Below are 18,967 nucleotides of genomic sequence, written 5' to 3'. Positions count from 1 at the left end.
TTTATTATTTCCCTGAAGCTCAGTGTCTCTGATTTGAGAAAGTGGGCGCGCGCCGCGGCCCATTGCCGGCAAGCCGGCTCTCACAGTTGATCGCGGTACGCCCCTGTGGGAGCCGGCTCGCCGGCGATCGAGGGCGCAGCCCTCACAATAGTCTCAATTTAGAGGTAGTGATCTCTTTATTGAGACTCGATTTCCAGCGCCGCCATTTTCTTGTACAGCGTCGACCGTCCCAGGCCCAATGCCTGCGCCGCCTCCGGCACATTTCCGGCGCTGCGCGCCAAGGCATCGACAATCAATCCTCGCTCGAACTGGGCACATGCCTGGCGGTAATCCAGCGCTGGCGCGGCCAATGCCACCGGGCTCAACGGCCCCAGTGCGTTCGCCAGGTCATGCACGCCCAGTCGCGGCTGGTCCGCCAGCAGGGTCGCCCGCTCCAGCACGTTGCGCAGCTCACGGATATTCCCTGGCCAGGCATGGCGCCGCAACAACGCTTGGGCCTCGGCCTCCAGCTCGTACTGGCTGCCCAATTCGGCGAGGATCGCCTCGCACAGCGCCGGCAGGTCCTCCAGGCGTTCGCGCAGCGGCGGCACCTGCACCGGCAGCACGTTCAGCCGGTAGTACAGGTCGGCGCGGAACGCACCCCGGGCCATGGCCGCCTGCAGGTCGATGGAGGTAGCGGCGATGATCCGCACGTCGCTGCGCAGCATCTGGTTGCTGCCCACCGGCTCGTATTCCTTTTCCTGCAGCACGCGCAACAGCTTGCTTTGCAGGGTCAGCGGCATGTCGCCGATCTCGTCGAGGAACAGCGTGCCACCCTCGGCCAGTTGCAGCTTGCCGCTGCGCCCCTTGCGGTCGGCGCCGGTGAAGGCGCCTGGGGCGGTGCCGAAGAACTCGGCTTCGAGCAACGCTTCGGGGATCGCCGCGCTGTTGATGCTGACAAAGGCCTTGTGCGCGCGGGCCGAGGCGGCATGGATGGCATGGGCCAGCAGTTCCTTGCCGGTGCCGGTCTCGCCCAGCAACAGTACCGGCGAGTCGCTGCCGGCCCCACGCCGGGCGCGGCGCTTGGCCTCGAGGCAGGCGGGGCTGCTGCCGACGAACTGGGCGAAGCTGTAGCGGGCCTGGCGCGCGCGCAGCTGCGAGCGGGTCGAGGCCAGCTCCTGCTGCATGCTGGCGTAGCGCTTGAGCAGCGGCGACAGGCTGCGCAGCTCGTCGAACAGGGCGAAGCCGATGGCGCCGATCAGCGCGCCCTGGTCGTCGTGGATCGGCAGGCGCATCACCACCAGCGGTTCGTTCGGCGTGTCGAGCATGTCCAGCAGGATCGGCTTGCCGTTGCTCACCACCTCGCGCATCAGGCTACCGGGGATCACCGTCTCGCACGGTTTGCCGATGGCGCTGGCGGCGTCCTCCAGGCCGAAGCGGCGGGCATAGCGCTCGTTCATCCAGACGATGCGCGCCTGGCGGTCGACGATCACCGTGCCTTCGCTGGACTGCTCGATGATCTCGAACAGCGAGCGTATGGCCAGTTGGCGAACCTGGGGGTAGTCCTTGAGGTTGTCGTGCATGTATTGGCCTTGGGTTGGACGTGAAGGCCTCATCGCCGGCAAGCCGGCTCCAGAGATAGCGCGAACCCTGTGGGAGCCGGCTTGCCGGCGATGAGGCCGGTACAAGCGATCACCTGCGCGGGTCGAACGCCTCGCGCAGCGCATCGCCGATGAATACCAGCAACGACAGGATCAGCGCCAGGGCAAAGAATGCGGTGAAACCTAGCCACGGCGCCTCGAGGTGCTGCTTGCCCTGGGTCACCAGCTCGCCCAGCGAGGCGCTGCCGGCGGGCATGCCGAAGCCGAGGAAGTCCAGCGCGGTCAGGGTGGTGATCGCCCCGGTGAGCATGAACGGCACGTAGGTCAGGGTCGCGTTGAGGGCGTTGGGCAGGATATGCCGCAGCATCACCTGGGTATCGGAAAGCCCCAGTGCGCGAGCGGCCTTGACGTATTCCAGGTTGCGCCCACGCAGGAACTCGGCGCGTACCACATCCACCAGGGTCAGCCAGGAGAACAGCGCCATGATCCCCAGCAACCACCAGAAATCCGGCTCGACGAACCCTGACAGGATGATCAGCAGGTACAGCACCGGCAACCCCGACCACACCTCCAGCAGGCGCTGGCCGAGCAGGTCGACCCAGCCGCCGTGGTAGCCCTGCAGGGCGCCGGCCGTGACGCCGATCAGCACGCTGAGCAGGGTCAGGGCGAAAGCGAACAGCAGCGAGACCCGCGTGCCGTACAGCACCCGCGCCAGCACGTCGCGGCCCTGGTCGTCGGTACCCAGCCAGTTGCTCGTGCTGGGCGGGCTGGGGGTGGGCACCTGCAGGTCGTAGTTGGGCGTGTCGGCGCTGAACGGGATCGGCGCGAAGAGCATCCAGCCGCCCTGGCCCTCGATCAGCTGACGCACGTATTGGCTGCGGTAGTCGGGCTGGAACGGCAGTTGCCCGCCGAACTGCTGCTCGGTGTAGCGCTTGAGCGCCGGGGTGTACAGCTCGCCCTGGTAGCCGAGCAGCAAGGGCTTGTCATTGGCCACCAGCTCCGCCCCCAGGCTCAGCAGCAACAGCCCGGCGAACAGCCACAGCGAGATCCAGCCGCGGCGGTTGTCGCGAAAGCGGCGCAGCCGGCGCCGGGCGATGGGCGAGAACATCAGTGGCCCCTCGCGTCGAAGTCGATGCGCGGGTCGAGCACCGTGTAGCACAGGTCGCCCAGCAGGCGGATCAACAGCCCGGCCAGGGTAAAGATGAACAGGGTGCCAAACACCACCGGGTAGTCCCGCGACACCGCTGCCTCGTAGCTCATACGCCCGAGGCCATCGAGGGAGAAGATCACCTCGATCAGCAGGGAGCCCGCGAAGAACACCGTGATCAGCGCCTGGGGTAGCCCAGCCACCACCAGCAACATGGCGTTGCGCAGCACATGGCCGTATAACACGCGCCGTTCGCTCAGGCCCTTGGCCCGGGCGGTGACCACGTACTGGCGCGCGATCTCGTCGAGGAAGGCGTTCTTGGTCAGCAGGGTCAGGGTAGCGAAGCCGCCGATCACCAGGGCGCCGACCGGCAGCACCAGGTGCCAGAAGTAGTCGGCGACCTTGCCCAGCAGGCTGAGCTGGTCGAAATCGTCGGAGACCAGGCCGCGCACCGGGAACCAGTTGAGTGAGGTACCGCCAGCGAACAGCACGATCAGCAGCAGGGCGAACAGGAACGATGGCAAGGCGTAGCCGATCACGATCAGCGCGCTGCTCCAGGCATCAAAGCGGCTGCCATGGCGTACCGCCTTGCGGATGCCCAGCGGGATCGACACCAGGTAGGTGATCAGCGTGGCCCAGAAGCCCAGCGACAGGGTCACCGGCAGTTTCTGCACGATCAGGTCGGTGACTTTGGCGCCGCGGAAGAAACTCTGCCCGAAGTCCAATCGGGCGTACTGTCCGAGCATCAGCCACAGGCGTTCGGGCGCGGACTTGTCGAAGCCGTACTGGCGCTTGATCTCCTCGATCAGCTTGGGGTCCAGGCCACGGGTGGCGCGGGACCCGCCTTGCACCGCCTCGACCCGTGCACCAGGCGCGCCGCCGCCGATACCCTGCAGGCGCGCCACGGCCTGTTCCACCGGCCCGCCGGGCGCGGCCTGGACGATGGCGAAGTTCACCAGCAGGATCGCCAGCAGGGTGGGAATGATCAGCAGCAGGCGGCGCAGGATGTAGGTGGTCATGGCCCTTTCCCCAGGCGCTCGGCCATCTGTTGGGTGGTCAGTGCCCGTGGGCTGACTTCCCACCAGGTGTCCAGGCCTTCGTCATAGGCCGCCTGCACCTTGGGCAGGCCGAAGCGGTTCCACCACACCGTCGAGCTGCCAGGCGGGTAGTAGTTGGGGATCCAGTAGTAGTTCCATTGCAGCACCCGGTCCAGGGCGCGGGCGTGACGCAGCATGTCAGCCTGGCTGTTGGCGCGCACCAGACCGTCGAGCAGGCGGTCCACCGCCGGGTCCTTGAGCACCATCAGATTGTTCGAGCCGGGGTCGTTGGCCGCTGCGGAACCGAAGTAGTTGTACTGCTCGCTGCCCGGCGACAGGGTCACCGGGTAGCCGGTGACGATCATGTCATAGTCGCGGGCCATCACGCGGTTGACGTACTGGGCGGCGTCGACGTTGCGGATGTTCAGCTCGACGCCGATCTGCGCCAGGTTGCGCTTCCACGGCAGCAGCAGGCGCTCCAGGCCTGACTGACCATTGAGGAAGGTGAAGCTCAGCGGCTGGCCCTGGGCGTTGACCAGTCGATCGCCCTGGGGATGCCAGCCGGCTTCCTGCAGCAAGGCCAGCGCCTGCAACTGCTGCTGGCGGATGATGCCGGAGCCGTCGGTGACTGGCGCATTGAACACCTGGCTGAACACTTCGTCCGGCACCTGGCCGCGCAGCGGCTCGAGCAGCTTGAGTTCCTCTGCGTCGGGCAGGGCGCGGGCGGCCAGCGGCGTGTTGGCGTACAGGCTCTGTTGGCGGATGTACATGTTGCGCATCATCTGCCGGTTGCTCCACTCGAAATCCCAGAGCATGGCCAGGGCCTGGCGCACGCGGCGGTCCTTGAACTGCGGCTGGTCCAGGTTGAACACGAAGCCCTGGGCGATCTGCGGCTTGGCTGGGCCCAGGTGGGCACGGCGCAGGCGCCCGTCATCCAGGGCCGCGCCGTTGTAGCCGAGGGTGTAGGCGGTGGCGGAGTACTCGCGGTTGTAGTCGTAGCCACCGCCCTTGAGTACCTGGCGGGCCACTTCGGTGTCGCCGAAGAATTCGACGCTAATGCGGGCGAAGTTGTACAGCCCGCGTGCGACCGGCAGGTCCCGCGCCCACCAGTTCGCATCGCGCTCGAAGGTGATGCTGCGGCCGTTGTCGATCCTGCCGATGCGATAGGGGCCGCTGCCAACGGGTTTGTCGAAGCCGCCGCCGTTGGCGAAGTCGCGCTGGCGCCAGTCATGCTCGGGCAGCACCGGCAGGCCGGCCAGCTCCAGCGGCAGGGTGCGGCCATGGGGCTGCTTGAAGTCGAAGCGCACCTGGCGCGGGCCTTCGACGGTGACCCCGGCGACGTCGGCAAACTGGGTGCGGAACTTGAGGCTGCCCTGGCTCATCAGCAGGTCGTAGCTGAAGCGCACATCCTCGGCGCGCACCGGATTGCCGTCGGCGAAAGTGGCGCGCGGGTCGAGGTAGAAGCGCAACCAGGCGTCGTCGGGGCCGCGCTCCAGGCGCTGGGCGATCAGGCCGTAGACGGTGTAGGGCTCGTCGAGCGAGCGTATGGCCAGCGGCGCATATAACCAGCCGTCGACCTGGCTGACGCCGATGCCCTTGTCGATATAGGGCAGGATATGGTCGAACTGGCCGATCTCGATGGCCGAGCGGCGCAGGCTGCCGCCCTTGGGGGCGCCAGGGTTGACGTAGTCGAAGTGGTGGAAGTTCGCGGGATAGCGGGGGGCTTCACCGTAGACGGTGAGGGCGTGGGTGGGGGCGGCCTGTAGTGAAAACGGCAGGATCAGGCACACGCAACTTGCAACCACACAGCGCATGATCATGTCGAAACGGCTTTTGTGGGAGCGGGGCAAGCCCGCTCCCACAACGTTCGCTCCTACAGGAACGAGCACGGCAATGCCGGATCAGTCCTGGCGGCTGGTCACTTCCAGCAGGTGGTAGCCGAACTGGGTCTTCACCGGGCCCTGGACGACGTTCAGCGGCGCGCTGAAGACCACGGTATCGAACTCGCGAACCATCTGGCCCGGGCCGAACGAGCCCAGGTCGCCGCCCTGGCGGCTGGATGGGCAGGTAGAGTTGGCCTTGGCGACTTCGGCGAAGTCGGCGCCAGCTTCGATCTGCGCTTTGAGTTCGTTGCACTTGTCTTCGCTGGCAACCAGGATGTGGCGGGCGGTGGCTCGGGCCATGGGTACTGCTCCTTAGGTTCGAAAAGGCAAGCCTAGCGCACTTGCTCGTGCCCTGTCTCGCCAGGCTTGCCGCAGAGACTCACAGGCGCGCGGCGGCGTCGCGCAGCAGTGCTTGCGTTGCGTCCCAGCCCAGGCAGCCGTCGGTGATCGACACGCCGTACTTCAGCGCGCCTTTGCCGAGAGTCTGGCAGCCGTCGAACAGGTGGCCCTCGAGCATCACCCCGAGCAGCGAGCGGTCACCGCCCAGGCGCTGGGCCAGCACGTCCTCGAACACCGCCGGCTGGCGCGCCGGATCCTTGCCGCTGTTGGCGTGGCTGCAGTCGACCATGATGCGTGGCGCCAGACCTGCCTTGGCCAGACCCTGACGCGCCAGGGCGACGCTCTGGGCGTCGTAGTTCGGGCCCTTGTGCCCGCCGCGCAGCACCAGGTGGGTGTCGGGGTTGCCCAGGGTCTCGATGATCGCCGGGTGGCCCTGCGTGTCCATGCCGAAGTGACGATGCGGGTGGGCGGCGCTGCGCATGGCGTCGCAGGCGATGCCGATGCCGCCGTCGGTGCCGTTCTTGAAGCCGACCGGCAGCTCCAGGCCACTGACCATCTCGCGGTGAATCTGCGACTCGGTGGTGCGCGCGCCGATGGCGGCCCAGCCCAGCAGGTCGTCGAAGTAGCCGGCAGCCATCGGCTGCAGCAGCTCGGTGGTGATCGGCAGGCCGCGCTCGAGCATGCCCAGCATCAGGCCGCGGGACAGGGCGATGCCGGCGTGCATGTCATCGCTGCCGTCGAGGTGCGGATCGTAGGCCAGGCCTTTCCAGCCCACGGTGGTGCGCGGCTTTTCCACGTAGGCGCGCATCACCAGCAGCAGCTTGTCGTCGACCTCGCGGCTGAGCGCGGCCAGGCGGTCGGCGTACTCGAGGGCAGAGCGCGGATCATGGATCGAGCAGGGGCCGACCACCACCAGCAGGCGTTCGTCGCGGCCTTCGAGAATGGCGCGGATCGCCTGGCGCTGGGCATGGACTTGCTGGGTGAGTTCGCTGGACAGCGGCATCTGCTGCTTGAGCAGGTGCGGGCTGGGCAGGCGCTGGCTGACGGTGGTGTTGGCTGCGTGCGGCTGGGTCAGGGGCAGGGCGAGATTCGAGGCTTGCATGGCGTTTTTTCCCTGGGCGGACGGCGGGTTCTGGCCCGCGCGGTCGGCCCTATAGAGGTGTTCGACTGATCGTCAAATGGGGTGTCTGTGCGGCATTGCCACCGGAAATCGACCGAACGGAGGCGGCAGGCTGGCCCGAACGGAACTGGCTAAATCGCCATGCATAGGTGCGGTAGTAGGTGGTGTGGTTCATGACGCTGTCCTCAAGGTAATCGGTATGTTTCGTGGGCCCGGAAAAGCAAAACCCCCGGTCGGGGAGCCGACCGGGGGTTTGAGTATTCTCATGTTCGGCGGCCCCTCGAAGGTGGGCGCCGGATGGGTAATCGGCGCCTAGTGGCTAAACCAATACCCAAAATAAAAGCTGGCAACGGCGTTACGACCGGCAACGGCCAGCACGCGGTGCGCGGAGCGACCGGTGTGGTTGGCGTGGTTGCGGGTTTGTTTCGACATGTTGCTCTCCAGTGATTGGGACCGAGCTTACTGCACCTTTGCTCGGGTGTTCAATCACTAAATGCTATCGAGGCGATTGACCCGGCTTCAGCCCTTTAGCCTGCGCTCCAATGCGGCCCCCAATTAAGGGGGAAAATGCCCAGTTCATCCTTCTCCATCTCGCAAATATCTGATTAACAACGACTAAATTCATGGCATAAGCCTTGCTCACCTCCCCGCAGTATCCCTGTGTCCCCGGAGGTGCCCCATGTCGACCCCTCGCAAAGGCCTGGTCCTGTCCACCTTGCTGCTGGCCTTGCTGGGCTGGCAGGTCTCCAGCGAGGCCGCCGTGCAGTGCCAGCGCACGCTGGTGGCCAACGTGGTGGCGCTGGATCAGCCACTGATGTTCAACCGCCTGGGCGCGCAGAACGCCAATGGCATGATCTTCGCCCTGCGCCAGGACGTGGTGGATGAGCGCCGCGTACCCTTGAGCAACGGCGGCGCCGCCGTGCCAGGCAAGGTCACCCTGCGCCCGGACAAGCGCCCGCGGCCGATTGTGCTGCGAGTGGCGGCCGGTGATTGCCTGACTGTCAACCTGACCAACCTGCTGGCTTATCAGGCCAATCCCAACAAGCACGGCATCGGTCACGACGAGAACGAAGTTGAAGGCGAGGAAGCAGAGGGCGCCGTACTCGACGAGCAGGGCAACGAAAATCTTGTTGCTGATGAACAGGTGACCGACCGCCACGTCGGCTTCCAGGTCAACGGCATGCAGGCGGTCAACAGTATCGGCGACATTTCGGCTAACACCGGTCGCAACGCCAACTTCCTGGTGACACCCGGCAGCACCCGCAGCTATACGTTGTACGCCGAGCGCGAAGGTGCCTTTGCGGTCTCCAGCCGCGGTGCGCCATTCGGCGGCGAGGGCAATGCCGGGAACGTCGCCAACGGCCTGTTCGGTCAGGTGGTGGTGGTGCCCAAGGCCGGTCGCACTTACCGCAACACCCTGACCGAAGAGGAGATGCGCCTGGCCACCACCGGCCGCACCGCCACCGGTCAGCCGGTGATCGACTACCAGGCGCGCTATCCGCAAGTCCAGCCATGGATCGCCGAAGGCAAGGCTGGCAAGCCGATCATCGCCATGGTCGACGGCGAGGAGATCCTTAATAGCGAGACCGATGCCATTGTCATGGGGCCCAACCCCGACGGCAGTTTCCCGAAAGCCACCTACCCACTGGAAAGCGTCGGCAAGCGCAACCCGGCGCTGCCCAACCGGCTGGAAGCCTTCCGCGACTTCGCCTCGCAGTTCGCTGACGAAGTGGCTGGCACCCAGGCTTTCCCCGGCTATTGGGCGGACCCGGTCATGGGCCATGTGCTGGAGCCGACCCGCGACTCCTTCATGATCAACTACGGCTCTGGCGGCATGGGCGCCGAGGTGGTGGCCAACCGTCTCGGCGTGGGGCCAATGCACGACTGCTTGTCGTGCGCCTATGAGGAATTTTTCCTCAGCGCCCACACGGTGGGCGATATCGGCACCCTGGTGGACATTCCGGCCAACGTCGGGCTGGAGCATATGCGCCCGGGCGAAACGCCGCCAGCCAGCGCTACCGGGGTCAAGGCGACCATGGCCTTGTTCCCGGCGGAGCCGGCCAACGTCCACCACAGCTACATCGGTGACTTCACCAAGTTCCGCAACACCCACAATGGCCACGAGCAGCACATCTTCCACCTGCACGGGCACCAGTGGCTGTTCAACCCCAACGACGACAACTCCGACTACATCGACGCTCAGGGCATAGGCCCAGGCGTGGGCTACACCTACGAAATTGCCAACGGCGGCTCCGGCAACCGCAACCGGGTGGCGGGCGATGCAATTTACCACTGCCATTTCTACCCGCATTTCGCCCAGGGCATGTGGGCCATGTGGCGGGTACATGATGTGTTCGAGCCGGGCACGCGCCTGGCGGTCAGCGGCGAGGGCGAGAACGGCTTCCACACCACGCCGTTCGCCCTGCGCAATGGCAAGCCGGCCCCGGGTGCCCGGGCGCTGCCCGACGGCGAGATCATCGCCGGCACGCCGATCCCGGCCATCGTGCCGCTGCCCGGCAAGGCCATGGCGCCGATGCCGGGCAAGGTCACGGTGGTGCCCAAGCTGGCCGAGGCCCTGGTCGCCGAACATGACGATGAAGAAGAAGAGCAGGGCGACGATCACCCCGACGAGCCCGCCACGCCGCGTGCGGTTGGCTCCCTCGCGCTGGTCGATCGCAGCGAGACCAATCGCAACGCTGACGGCAGCCTGAAAAACCCCGGCTACCCGTTCTGGATCGGCGGCATGGAGAGCAGCGTCGGCCAGCGTCCGCCGACTCCGCCGCTGGACATGCTCGACCCGGCCATGGCCCGGCAGCTCAAGGACAGCGGCAAGGCGCTGTGGGCCAACCTCGATCCCAACCAGGTCGACGGTTGGGACGGCGGCCTTGGCCGGCACACCCTCGACGGCGTGTCTGCCGGTGGCGACGCCGTGACCACCACCACCAAGCTGGACTTCTCCAAGGTGGTGCACAAGGCCAAGCCGATCTACCTACCCGAAGAGGGCACAGAGGTCGAACAGGCGGCCATGCAGTTCCACGCCAAGGCCGAGCACCAAAGCTTCGCCCTGATCCCCGGCGGCGCGCCGGTGGCCAAGGCCTTCCGCACCAACGGCGCCTTGCCGACGGCGGGCGCGCCGTACTATGAGCCGTGCATGGACGACCGTGGCAAGCGCCTGACCCAGTCTGCGGGCGTTGGCGAGTTCTTCAGCGGCGAAAACCTCACCGGCATGAGTTTCCGCGGTTCGTCCACCTTCACCGCCGACCGGCCGCGTATGTACAAGGCGGCCAACATCCAGTTCGACGCGGTGTACAACAAGGTCGGCTACCACTTCCCGCAGGCGCGCATCCTCGCCCTGTGGGAAGACGCCTGGCCGGTGATCACCAAACAGCGCCCACCAGAGCCCTTGGTGATGCGCATGAACACCTTCGACTGCACCCAGTACGTGCACACCAACCTGATCCCGTCGTTCTATGAAATGGACGACTACCAGGTACGCACCCCGACCGACGTGATCGGCCAGCATATCCACCTGCCCAAATGGGACCTGACCGCCGCCGACGGCTCGGCCAACGGCTGGAACTACGAGGACGGCATCCTCTCGCCCGGCAGCGTGGTCGAGCGCGTGCAGGCCATTCGCAGCTTCAACAACTGCACCGAGGGTGACACCCGCGACGGCACCGCCGCCTGCCCGAAAGCCAAGCAGCATCCGTACTTCGGGCGCTTTGGCCGGGCCGACTGGCTCGGCGCGCGCAGCGCGATGCAACGCTGGTTCGCCGACCCCCTGGTAAACGTGCACAACGTCGACCGTGGCCTGGGTACCATCTTCACCCATGACCACCTCGGCCCATCGACCCACCAGCAGCTCGGGCTGTACGCCACCGTGCTGGCCGAGCCCGCAGGCTCTACCTGGTACCACGCCGAGACCGGCGAACAGCTGTACAACCCGGCGACCCGCCAGGATGGCGGCCCGACCTCGTGGCAGGCGGTGATCCAGACCGGCGATCACGACGGCGATGGCAAGAACGACAGCTACCGCGAGTTCTTCCTCGAGTACAGCGACTTCCAGCATGCCTATGAAGCCGGCGTGTATGTCGGCGCCGGTCCCAACGGGGTGCCCGATGGCCAGGCGTATCCGGCCACCGCCGACAGCTTCCGCTACGCCATCAACCCGCCAGTGCGCGGCAAGGCTTCCACCCTGCTTGAGGCGATCGTCGAGGAACGCGGCGGCATCAACCCTGGCTGCCCGAGCAGGCCATGCCCGCAGGCGATCTCGGTGGACGATCCCGGCATGTTCGTTGTCAACTACCGCAACGAACCGCTGGCCCTGCGTGTGTTCGATCCCAACAAGGTCGGCCCCGACGGCAAGCGCGGCATGCAGGCCGACGGCCCCGGCGGCGATCTGGGTTACGCCTTGCAGTCCCGGACCGACCGCGCCATACCCGCGATGAACCTGGCGCCGTCGGCGATTACCCAGGCGGTCGGCCCGACGGGGGGCACCACACTGTTCCCACCGCACGTCAACAAATCCGGCAGCGAACCGGGCGACCCGTTCACGCCGATGCTGCGCACCTATTCGGGCGATAACGTGCGCCTGCGCATGCACGCCGGTGGACATGAGGAAGAGCACAACGTCACTCTCCATGGGGTCAAGTGGCTGCAGAACGGCTCCGGCTTCGGCAACAGCTCCAACTCGGGGTGGAAGTCGTCGCAGATGATCGGCATCTCCGAGCAACTGGGCTTCATGGCGCCGGTGTCGATGATCTCCAGCTCCGCCGCCACCAACGGTGACTACCTGTACTCCCTGGATGCGGCGCTGGAAGGTTACTGGAACGGCATCTGGGGCATCATGCGCAACTACACCGCCCAGCGCGCCGACCTGTTCCCGCTGCCCAATAATCCGCAGCCTGTGGCCATGCGCAATACCGTCAACTTCGATGGTATCTGCCCGAAAACCACCAGCAACCCCAACGGCATCGGCACTCGTCCCACGGTCAAGCGCAGCTACGAAGTTGTCGCGGCGCTGGCGAACGATATACTCGAAAATCGCAACAACGTGGCCATCAATGACCCCAACGGCTCCGGCCAGCATGTCGGCGGCCCGCTCAAGGTTAACGGCGGCACGCTGGTGTTCAACAGCCGGCGCACCAGCATCCCGCTGGTGAGCGGCATCGACCCGGAGGATGGCGAGACCTTCACCATCGGCGGCCACAGCGCGCCGCTGCATGACCCGACCGCGATCCTCTATGTGCGTAAGGCCGATCTTGACCCGAACACCGGCAAGCTCAAGGCCGGGGTGCCGGTGGAGCCGCTGATCCTGCGGGCCAATGCGGGCGACTGCATCAGTGTCACCCTGGAAAACCGCCTGCCCCTGGTCATGCCCGACTTGCCCAGCACCGCCGTGATGCATAACGTGGTCAAGCGCGACCGCTTTGACGCAGAAGGCGCCACGGCCTTCGCCAACAACCTGATGCGCCCGTCCAGCCACGTGGGCCTGCACGCGCAGCTGCTGGCCTACGACATCACCAAGTCGGACGGTGTCAATGTCGGGCTCAACCCGGTACAGACAGTGCCGCCTCGCGTTGGCAGCAGCGGCGCGTATCCGACCAAGGTGTACCAGTACTATGCCGGGCATCTGGAACGCGAAGGCAAGCCGACCCTGCAATTGGGTCGCACGGTGGACAACATCAACACCACCGCCATCGAGTTCGGCGGCCTCAACCTGACCCCGGCGGATGTGATCAAGCAGCCGCAGAAAGGCCTGGTGGGCGCCATGAGCATCCTGCCGCAGAACGCCACCTGGACCGAGGATAGCGCCAGCCGCGCCCAAGCCACAGTGAAAGTCAGTGGCCAGGCTGACTACCGCGATTTCGTCACGGTGTGGCAGCGGGCGCTGAACATGCGCTGGGCCGACGGCGCGCCTGTGGCGGGGATCAATACCGAGGGCAACGGCGCGGCAGGTGATCCGCAGGACAACGGCAACATGGCGCTCAACTACAAGACCGAGCCGCTGTGGCTGCGCTTCAACATGGCGCCTGACTCGCCGTTCGGTCATGCCAACGGGCTGGGCTTCGCCGACATACCCAATGCCCACATGGCCTACAGCAATGCCCTGGTTGGCGGTGATCCGCTGACACCGGTGCTATACGCCAAGCCTGGCCAGCCAGTACGCAACCACGTCGTCATGCCAAGCGGCGGGAGCCGAGGCATGACCTACCAGCTGGACGGGCACCTGTGGCCAGTGCACAACTACCAGGCCGAAAAAAGCGATGTGGACGGCTATCCCATGGGGGTACCGGGTATCGGCTCGGTGCGCTTCGGCTACAACCCGATGGCAATGTACGTGGGTGCACAGGAAAGCGTGCTGCCGGCGGCCCACTTCAGCTTCATGCTGCCCAGCGCGGGTGGTGCCAACGCGGTGCCCGGGGATTACCTGTTCCGCGACTATGCGGCATATGGCAACACATCCGGGCTGTGGGGGATCCTGCGGGTGACCAACGAGCAACCGCCGGCGGTGGCGCCTGCGCAGTAAAGGGGCCTGGCGGCCTGACCGGGAAGTGGTCAGGCCGCCAGGCATTCGCCGACAGGACTGCAATCGCGTCGGTAAACAACAAGCCATCAAAATTTGCGGCTTTATCGCCTTGCCGCTGACTCACCTTGAATGCCGACCTAGCTGGAATGTACGCCGTATCAAAGCCCCACCCAGCGAACTCTGCCAGCCAACGGCACCACCTCGCCCCCTGCCGTGGGCAGTGCCCGCCCCAGCAGCCCCATGCCTTCGCTGACCAACACCCCATCGCGCACCAGGCACAGGTTGGACGGGGTATCCAGGCCTTGGGCAAGCACCGTCACCTGCTCGGTCTGCAGGTTGCAGTGCAGGAGCCTGCCTGAGAAACGGGTGAAGCCGCCATGCCGCGCCTCACCTTGCCAGTCAGGCGTCAAAGGTTGCTGCACGCTGTCGCAGAGCTCCAGCACCAGCAGGTTGCCGCTGCGATCCAGGGCCAGGCCGGTGGGCAGCTGCAAACCCTGGACAACTACCTCGATGCGTCCATCGGCTGGCCAGACCCGGATGACCTGTCCGGCCCTGTCGGCAAAGTCGATGCCCTTGCGCAGCGGGTCACCGTGCAGCTCGCCGGAGAACAGACTGATCAGCACTGCGTCCGTGTCAGGTTCGTACACCAGTGTGACGGGCACGGCCTCCTGGCCTTGCTCCAGTTCGGGCAGCTGCGCCAGCACGCGCTCCTGCTGGTCATCGACGAACTCCACCAACTGGTTGCTATCGGGCTTGACCGCCAGCCAACTGCGCCGGGATGGATGAAAGCACAGTGCGTTGAGGTTGCCGCGACTGTGAAACACCGGCTCGGGCGGGTTGAACTGCAGGTCGAGCAACCTCGAGCCCTCGACATAGTCGGTCTGGCTGGCCAGGCAGCGTCCGTCACCGCAGGCGATGTCCGACAACCCCATGATTTCGTCGCGCAACATGCGCGCTTGCATGTTCATGGTGCGAAAACCCTGTGCCAGGGTTTCCCCGGGCAAGTAGGCGCCGGGTGAGGTCGGGTCCGGTCGCAGTCGACTGATCCGGCCGCTGAAGGGCTGCTCGGGCAGGCCGGACCCGGCCTCGGCCAGCAGCAGGCTGCCATCGGCCTGCAGACAGATGCCGCGTGGGTTGAGCAGACCCTCGGCGATGAGGGTGCTGGGGCGCAGCGTTGCGCGTGGATGTGTGGGGATATGAATAGTTGCAGACATCGGCTTCTCTCCGTGAGCGAACAGGGGTAGCGGCTACTGCGGTGGCTGCCACGGCTCGCCGGTGAGGTAGGCGCGCAGCAGCGCCCGCTGACTCGGCGACATCGAACGCACCACCGGCATGAACAGCGTGGTGCCTTTGTAGGCATCGGCGGTGCGGGCGAGGATCGGCCCCTTCGCCGCCATGATCGCGTCGGGCTGGTTCAGCGGCACGTACCGGGACATGGCGGGGAAGGCCAGGTAGTGAAAGCGCAGGACATTCGGGTACACCTGCTGCCAAGTGATGGTGCTGCCCGTGGCGATGCCGAAGTCGGTGCTGGCGAACTTGCGGAAGTTGGTGAAAAAACTGCCAGCGGCCAGGCCATTGACGGAGTAGCTCAGGGTGACGAACCCGGCCTGTGCGTCGGTACCGGGCTTGACCTTGACCGGGAGGCTGACCGCGAGCTGGCCGGCCTCGACGACCAAGGTATCGGGCACGTCGAGAAAGTCCCAGTTTTCCGGCGCTCCGTAGACCGGGCCGGAAGGGCCGGTGCCGAGCGCTATCTTGCTCAGGGTGGTTACCGGGCCACCCAGGTAGCGGACCTGCAGGGTGATCGACAGGCCGTCGGGGTAGTCCTCGGTATAGACATTGCGCTGGTCGGCGTAGACCCGATAGACCGACTCGCAGGCATGCAACAGGGTGCCGGCGACGGCGCCGGGGGCGTCGACGTGCAGCACTGAGGTTTTCGTCGCCTGCTGCTGGCTGGGGTCGAGCGGCAAGTCGACCAGGCCGCCATACACGTAGTAGTTGCGCATCAGGTCGCTGTTCGGATCGAGCGTGGCCAGGGGTACGGTACCGGCAGTGAAGGTGACCGGCCCGTAGTTGGCGTTGGGCCCGATGGGGCTGGTGATGTCGTCGCGCACGGTCCTGAAGGTCTGCTTGGGTATCAGGTTGACCATGTCGACGCTCAGCAGGCCGCTGCCGGCGAGCTCGGCGTAGGCGGTGCCGCCGGTGCTCTGGTTGACCAGCTGTCGTCCGGGCTGGCAGTTGGCGGGTTCGTTGGCAAAAGCCGGGGCCAGGGTGCCGATGACCCGACCGATGCTCGGGTTCGGGGTATATCGGCCCGCGGCGTAGTCGGCGTCCAGTTGCGCGGTGGTCATCGCCGGGCACATCTCGAACATCACGAAGCGCAACACGATCCCGGTCGCCCCGGGCGCCTGGATGATCGCGCGCAGCCCGGGGCTGTCGCGGTTCCAGCTGACGATGCTGGCGAGCGGGAAGGTCAGCTGGAAGGTGCCGCTCAGGCGGAACGAGCCCGGCGCGTCCATCGACGCGGGCAGCAGCACGCGCTTCTTCACATCAAGGCTGCTGCAGACGGTGTCGCAGCGGATCAGCAGCTGGGTATCGCTGTTGCCACCGATCTGCAGGCCGCCGACGAAGATCTGCGTGGTGGTCGTCGAGGTCGGATCCAGGTCCACCATCATCGGGCCGGAGTTGGTTGGCTGGCCGGTCGCCGGGTCCAGCGAGCCAAGCAGGTACACCGGTTGCCCCACCAGGTCACCGCTGGTGCTGACGCTGCCGGGGCTGCCCTGCGAGCTGATCATGGCGTTCTGCAGATCGACCAGGTGCTGCCCGTAGTGGTTCCAGCCACCGGCGGTGTAGTAGTCACCTGTCGGCGCATTGAGCATGGCGTTCAACTGGTCGTCGGTGAAGGACTGGGCGCCCGGCGCCAGGGTCGAGGTGGTCAGGTCGAAGATCGGCCACTCGTCGTTGCCATCGTAGGGGATGGTCGGCGAGTTGTTCGGCAGGCTGACATCGGTGCGGATGCCACCCCAGAAATTAAGGCGTGGGCCATTCAGGATGCTCATGGTTCAATCCTCGTCCTTGATGGTTTTGCCCAGGGGCGCATGGGCGAATTTGAACAGGTAGGAGAAGTCGGACTTGTACGGGCTCCTCACCGCCGTGGCCATGGAGTGGCAGTTCATGCAGCTGCTGTTGGGCTGGATGTAGCTTTCCATGGTGACGTTGGCTGACAGTGAGGGCGTCGGCTGGCCCAGCGGATTACCGGGGTTGTCGGGCATCAGCGGGCGCTGGGTGGTGACCAGTTGGTAGTACTTGAGCACGCTGCGTTGCAGCCCAGGGTCGGCGCGGTAGGCGGCGTTGACCTGTTGGGTGACATCGGCGATCGGGGTGACTCGGTTCAGCGGGTTGGGGGTCTGGAAGGTGGTGCCGGGCTTGGGCACGCAGACCAGTTGCGTGCCCTGGGTCTGCCAGTCGCAGGGCGACTGGTTGAGGCTCGCGGCGGGCGCGTCGGCGTTGAAGTAGGAATAAGCGGTGCCGGATGCCGGCTGGTCGACCCACTGGCCGCCCACCAGCGCTTTGGGCGGCACGTTGTCGATCTGCTCGAAGGTCGACCAGATCCACTGCGGATAGCCCTTGGCCTTGGTGATCACATGCAGGCCCACCAGGCCGAGGAAGGCCTCGGTCACGCCGTTGCGCCGACCCTGGTCATCGAAGGTGGCCACCCGCGCCAGCATGGTCAGGTAGCGGCTGGCGTTGTCACGGGGGCCGAGGATGCGCCAGCTCGACTTGATCTCGATGACGCCATAAGGGAACTGGATGTTGGCTGCCCTGGACACCACATCGGCGTTGTAGAACTGGTTGGCGACGATGTAGTCGTAGGATGCCTGGTTGGCCGAAATATCGTAGTAGGTCGGGTTGCCGGCCTGGTCGATCAGCCAGCCGCCAACCGCCTGGTCGATGGCGTTGACCAGCGAGCTGTTCTTCAGCGCGGCGATGTTGATGATGCCCAGGCTCCTGGCGCCCTGCGGGGTGTTCCAGGGGCCGGGATTGGCGCCACCGGGCAGGAAGATCTCATCGACGCTCTTGTAGGTCTGCCAGACGGTGTAGCCGGCGTCCCCAGGCTGCCGGGTGCAGTCCGGGTTGCCGCGCTGGCGGTCCTGGGCCGGCCAGTTCAAGGCGATGAACAGCTGCCAGCTGTAGCGATCGAACTGGTCCTGGCTGGCGTTGGCGGCCGGCGCGCTGCTGGGTGGCTGGCAATCGAGCGGGGTGGCCTGGGACGAGGGCAAGGCCTGTTCCCTGGCCAATGCCGGCAGGCTGGCCAGGCCCAGGGTTATCACGGATAAACGCAGTATGGCTTTCATGGCGATCCTTCGTCGTGGCTCAGGGTTTGCGCTGCATCAGTTTGTTCCACTGCGCCTTGTGCCCGTTGCTCTGGCCGGTTGGCGGCTCGAACAGCTGGCAGGGCGGCGGGTTCGATGGGCACATGGCGGCGACCTGCGCCCAGGTCTGGGCCGGGTCGGGCTTGGCAATGCGAAAGCCGGTGTAGTTCTGGCTGACGATCGGTGCGTTGGCGATGCTGGCGTCCCCGGAAAAGTAGAACGACTGCGGTTGCCGGTAGGGCGGCTGGCCCGAGGCCTTGTTGTAGAAGGCATAGCCGAACAGGATCGGTCCCTGCGGCGAGTCCAGGTCCAGTGCATAGGCCTGCACGCTGGCGTCCAGGTGCTGGCTGCGGGTGGCGCTGTAGGGCAGGTGCTTGATGAAATCCTGCCGAGGCGGGTGGTTCATCGGCGAGAACATGCAGCAGGCCGGCATGTCCTTGGGCCGGTCCTGCGGGTAGGTGAGGAAGTAGGCCTTGTTGCCCAGGGACACGAACGAGCAGGTGTAGTTGTTGTTCTTGATCGGGAAGATCGGCAGGCAGTACTTCTCGTAGTGCTCCATCATGGCGCCGAAGCCGTCGCCATCGGCTGGAATGTAGGTGGTGTCGTAGTAGCTGGTGCCACGGGACACGGTGTAGTCGGCCGGGGCCAGGGTGGCCGGTGGGTTGCTGTAGGGCGGCGGATTCTTCTGGTAGTTGTGCATCACCCGGTACATCGTCCAGTCGCTGATCCAGTAGGCCGGAAAGAACGGATCGGACGGGTCGCTCGGTGCGCGTTTGGCGATGCAGTTGCCGTTGCTTGCATCGCAGCCCAGGGTGTTGTGCACGCCCATGGTGAAGTAGACGGCGCTGTCGTCGGCCTGGGCGACCAGCGAGGGGCACAGCAGCAGGACAAGCAGCAACAGTCGGTAGAGGATGCGGGTTTTCATGGGACACTCCTGTGAAGTGTGCCGGGTGACAGCC

At 65.8% G+C, this 18,967-nt stretch carries 11 protein-coding genes; 1 reads left to right on the top strand and 10 read right to left on the bottom strand.

The window, feature by feature from the left end; genetic code table 11:
- Positions 1-176 precede the first annotated feature (176 nt).
- The 6 genes from BMY03_RS00680 to BMY03_RS00655 form a co-directional block, all read right to left on the bottom strand.
- Complete coding sequence (locus BMY03_RS00680; RefSeq protein ID WP_094009979.1) at positions 177-1,562, bottom strand: sigma-54 interaction domain-containing protein; 1,386 nt, start codon at positions 1,560-1,562, stop codon at positions 177-179.
- A 109-nt stretch (positions 1,563-1,671) separates the two neighbouring features.
- Positions 1,672-2,688: an ABC transporter permease gene (locus BMY03_RS00675; RefSeq protein ID WP_094009978.1), complete on the bottom strand. Its 1,017-nt coding sequence runs from the start codon at positions 2,686-2,688 to the stop codon at positions 1,672-1,674.
- Positions 2,688-3,746, bottom strand: a complete 1,059-nt coding sequence (locus tag BMY03_RS00670) for a microcin C ABC transporter permease YejB (RefSeq protein WP_094009977.1) — start codon at positions 3,744-3,746, stop codon at positions 2,688-2,690. The genes BMY03_RS00675 and BMY03_RS00670 overlap by 1 nt, the downstream gene beginning before the upstream one ends.
- Positions 3,743-5,584: an extracellular solute-binding protein gene (locus tag BMY03_RS00665; protein ID WP_094009976.1), complete on the bottom strand. Its 1,842-nt coding sequence runs from the start codon at positions 5,582-5,584 to the stop codon at positions 3,743-3,745. Before BMY03_RS00665 ends, BMY03_RS00670 begins: the two co-directional genes overlap by 4 nt.
- Positions 5,585-5,665: 81 nt before the next feature.
- On the bottom strand, positions 5,666-5,947 hold the full coding sequence (locus tag BMY03_RS00660) for a peptidylprolyl isomerase (RefSeq protein ID WP_094009975.1): 282 nt from the start codon (positions 5,945-5,947) through the stop codon (positions 5,666-5,668).
- A gap of 79 nt (positions 5,948-6,026) precedes the next feature.
- Positions 6,027-7,088, bottom strand: a complete 1,062-nt coding sequence (locus BMY03_RS00655; RefSeq protein ID WP_094009974.1) for a 3-deoxy-7-phosphoheptulonate synthase — start codon at positions 7,086-7,088, stop codon at positions 6,027-6,029.
- Between the two features lie 697 nt (positions 7,089-7,785).
- Between BMY03_RS00655 and mnxG the strand changes: the two genes are divergently transcribed.
- On the top strand, positions 7,786-13,635 hold the full coding sequence (gene mnxG, locus BMY03_RS00650) for a manganese-oxidizing multicopper oxidase MnxG (protein WP_094009973.1): 5,850 nt from the start codon (positions 7,786-7,788) through the stop codon (positions 13,633-13,635).
- Positions 13,636-13,793: 158 nt separating this feature from the next.
- Here the strand turns inward: mnxG and BMY03_RS00645 are convergent, their stop codons facing one another.
- Genes BMY03_RS00645 through BMY03_RS00630 form a run of 4 tightly spaced genes read right to left on the bottom strand, consistent with a single transcriptional unit; the run spans position 13,794 to position 18,933 of the window.
- A complete protein-coding gene (locus BMY03_RS00645; protein WP_038706172.1) occupies positions 13,794-14,849 on the bottom strand; it encodes a hypothetical protein in 1,056 nt (351 codons plus the stop codon).
- Between the two features lie 33 nt (positions 14,850-14,882).
- Positions 14,883-16,694: a hypothetical protein gene (locus BMY03_RS00640; protein WP_094009972.1), complete on the bottom strand. Its 1,812-nt coding sequence runs from the start codon at positions 16,692-16,694 to the stop codon at positions 14,883-14,885.
- Between the two features lie 3 nt (positions 16,695-16,697).
- Complete coding sequence (locus BMY03_RS00635; protein WP_094009971.1) at positions 16,698-17,990, bottom strand: hypothetical protein; 1,293 nt, start codon at positions 17,988-17,990, stop codon at positions 16,698-16,700.
- 19 nt (positions 17,991-18,009) lie between these two features.
- The gene (locus tag BMY03_RS00630) at positions 18,010-18,933 is read right to left on the bottom strand and encodes a hypothetical protein (RefSeq protein ID WP_094009970.1); all 924 of its coding nucleotides are present in this window, start codon (positions 18,931-18,933) and stop codon (positions 18,010-18,012) included.
- Positions 18,934-18,967: the final 34 nt, after the last annotated feature.

This window comes from Pseudomonas soli, from assembly GCF_900110655.1.
In the GTDB taxonomy this organism is placed as follows: domain Bacteria; phylum Pseudomonadota; class Gammaproteobacteria; order Pseudomonadales; family Pseudomonadaceae; genus Aquipseudomonas; species Aquipseudomonas soli.
Note: the sequence above shows the minus strand (reverse complement) of the source record. Positions and strands in the feature narration are given on the sequence as shown.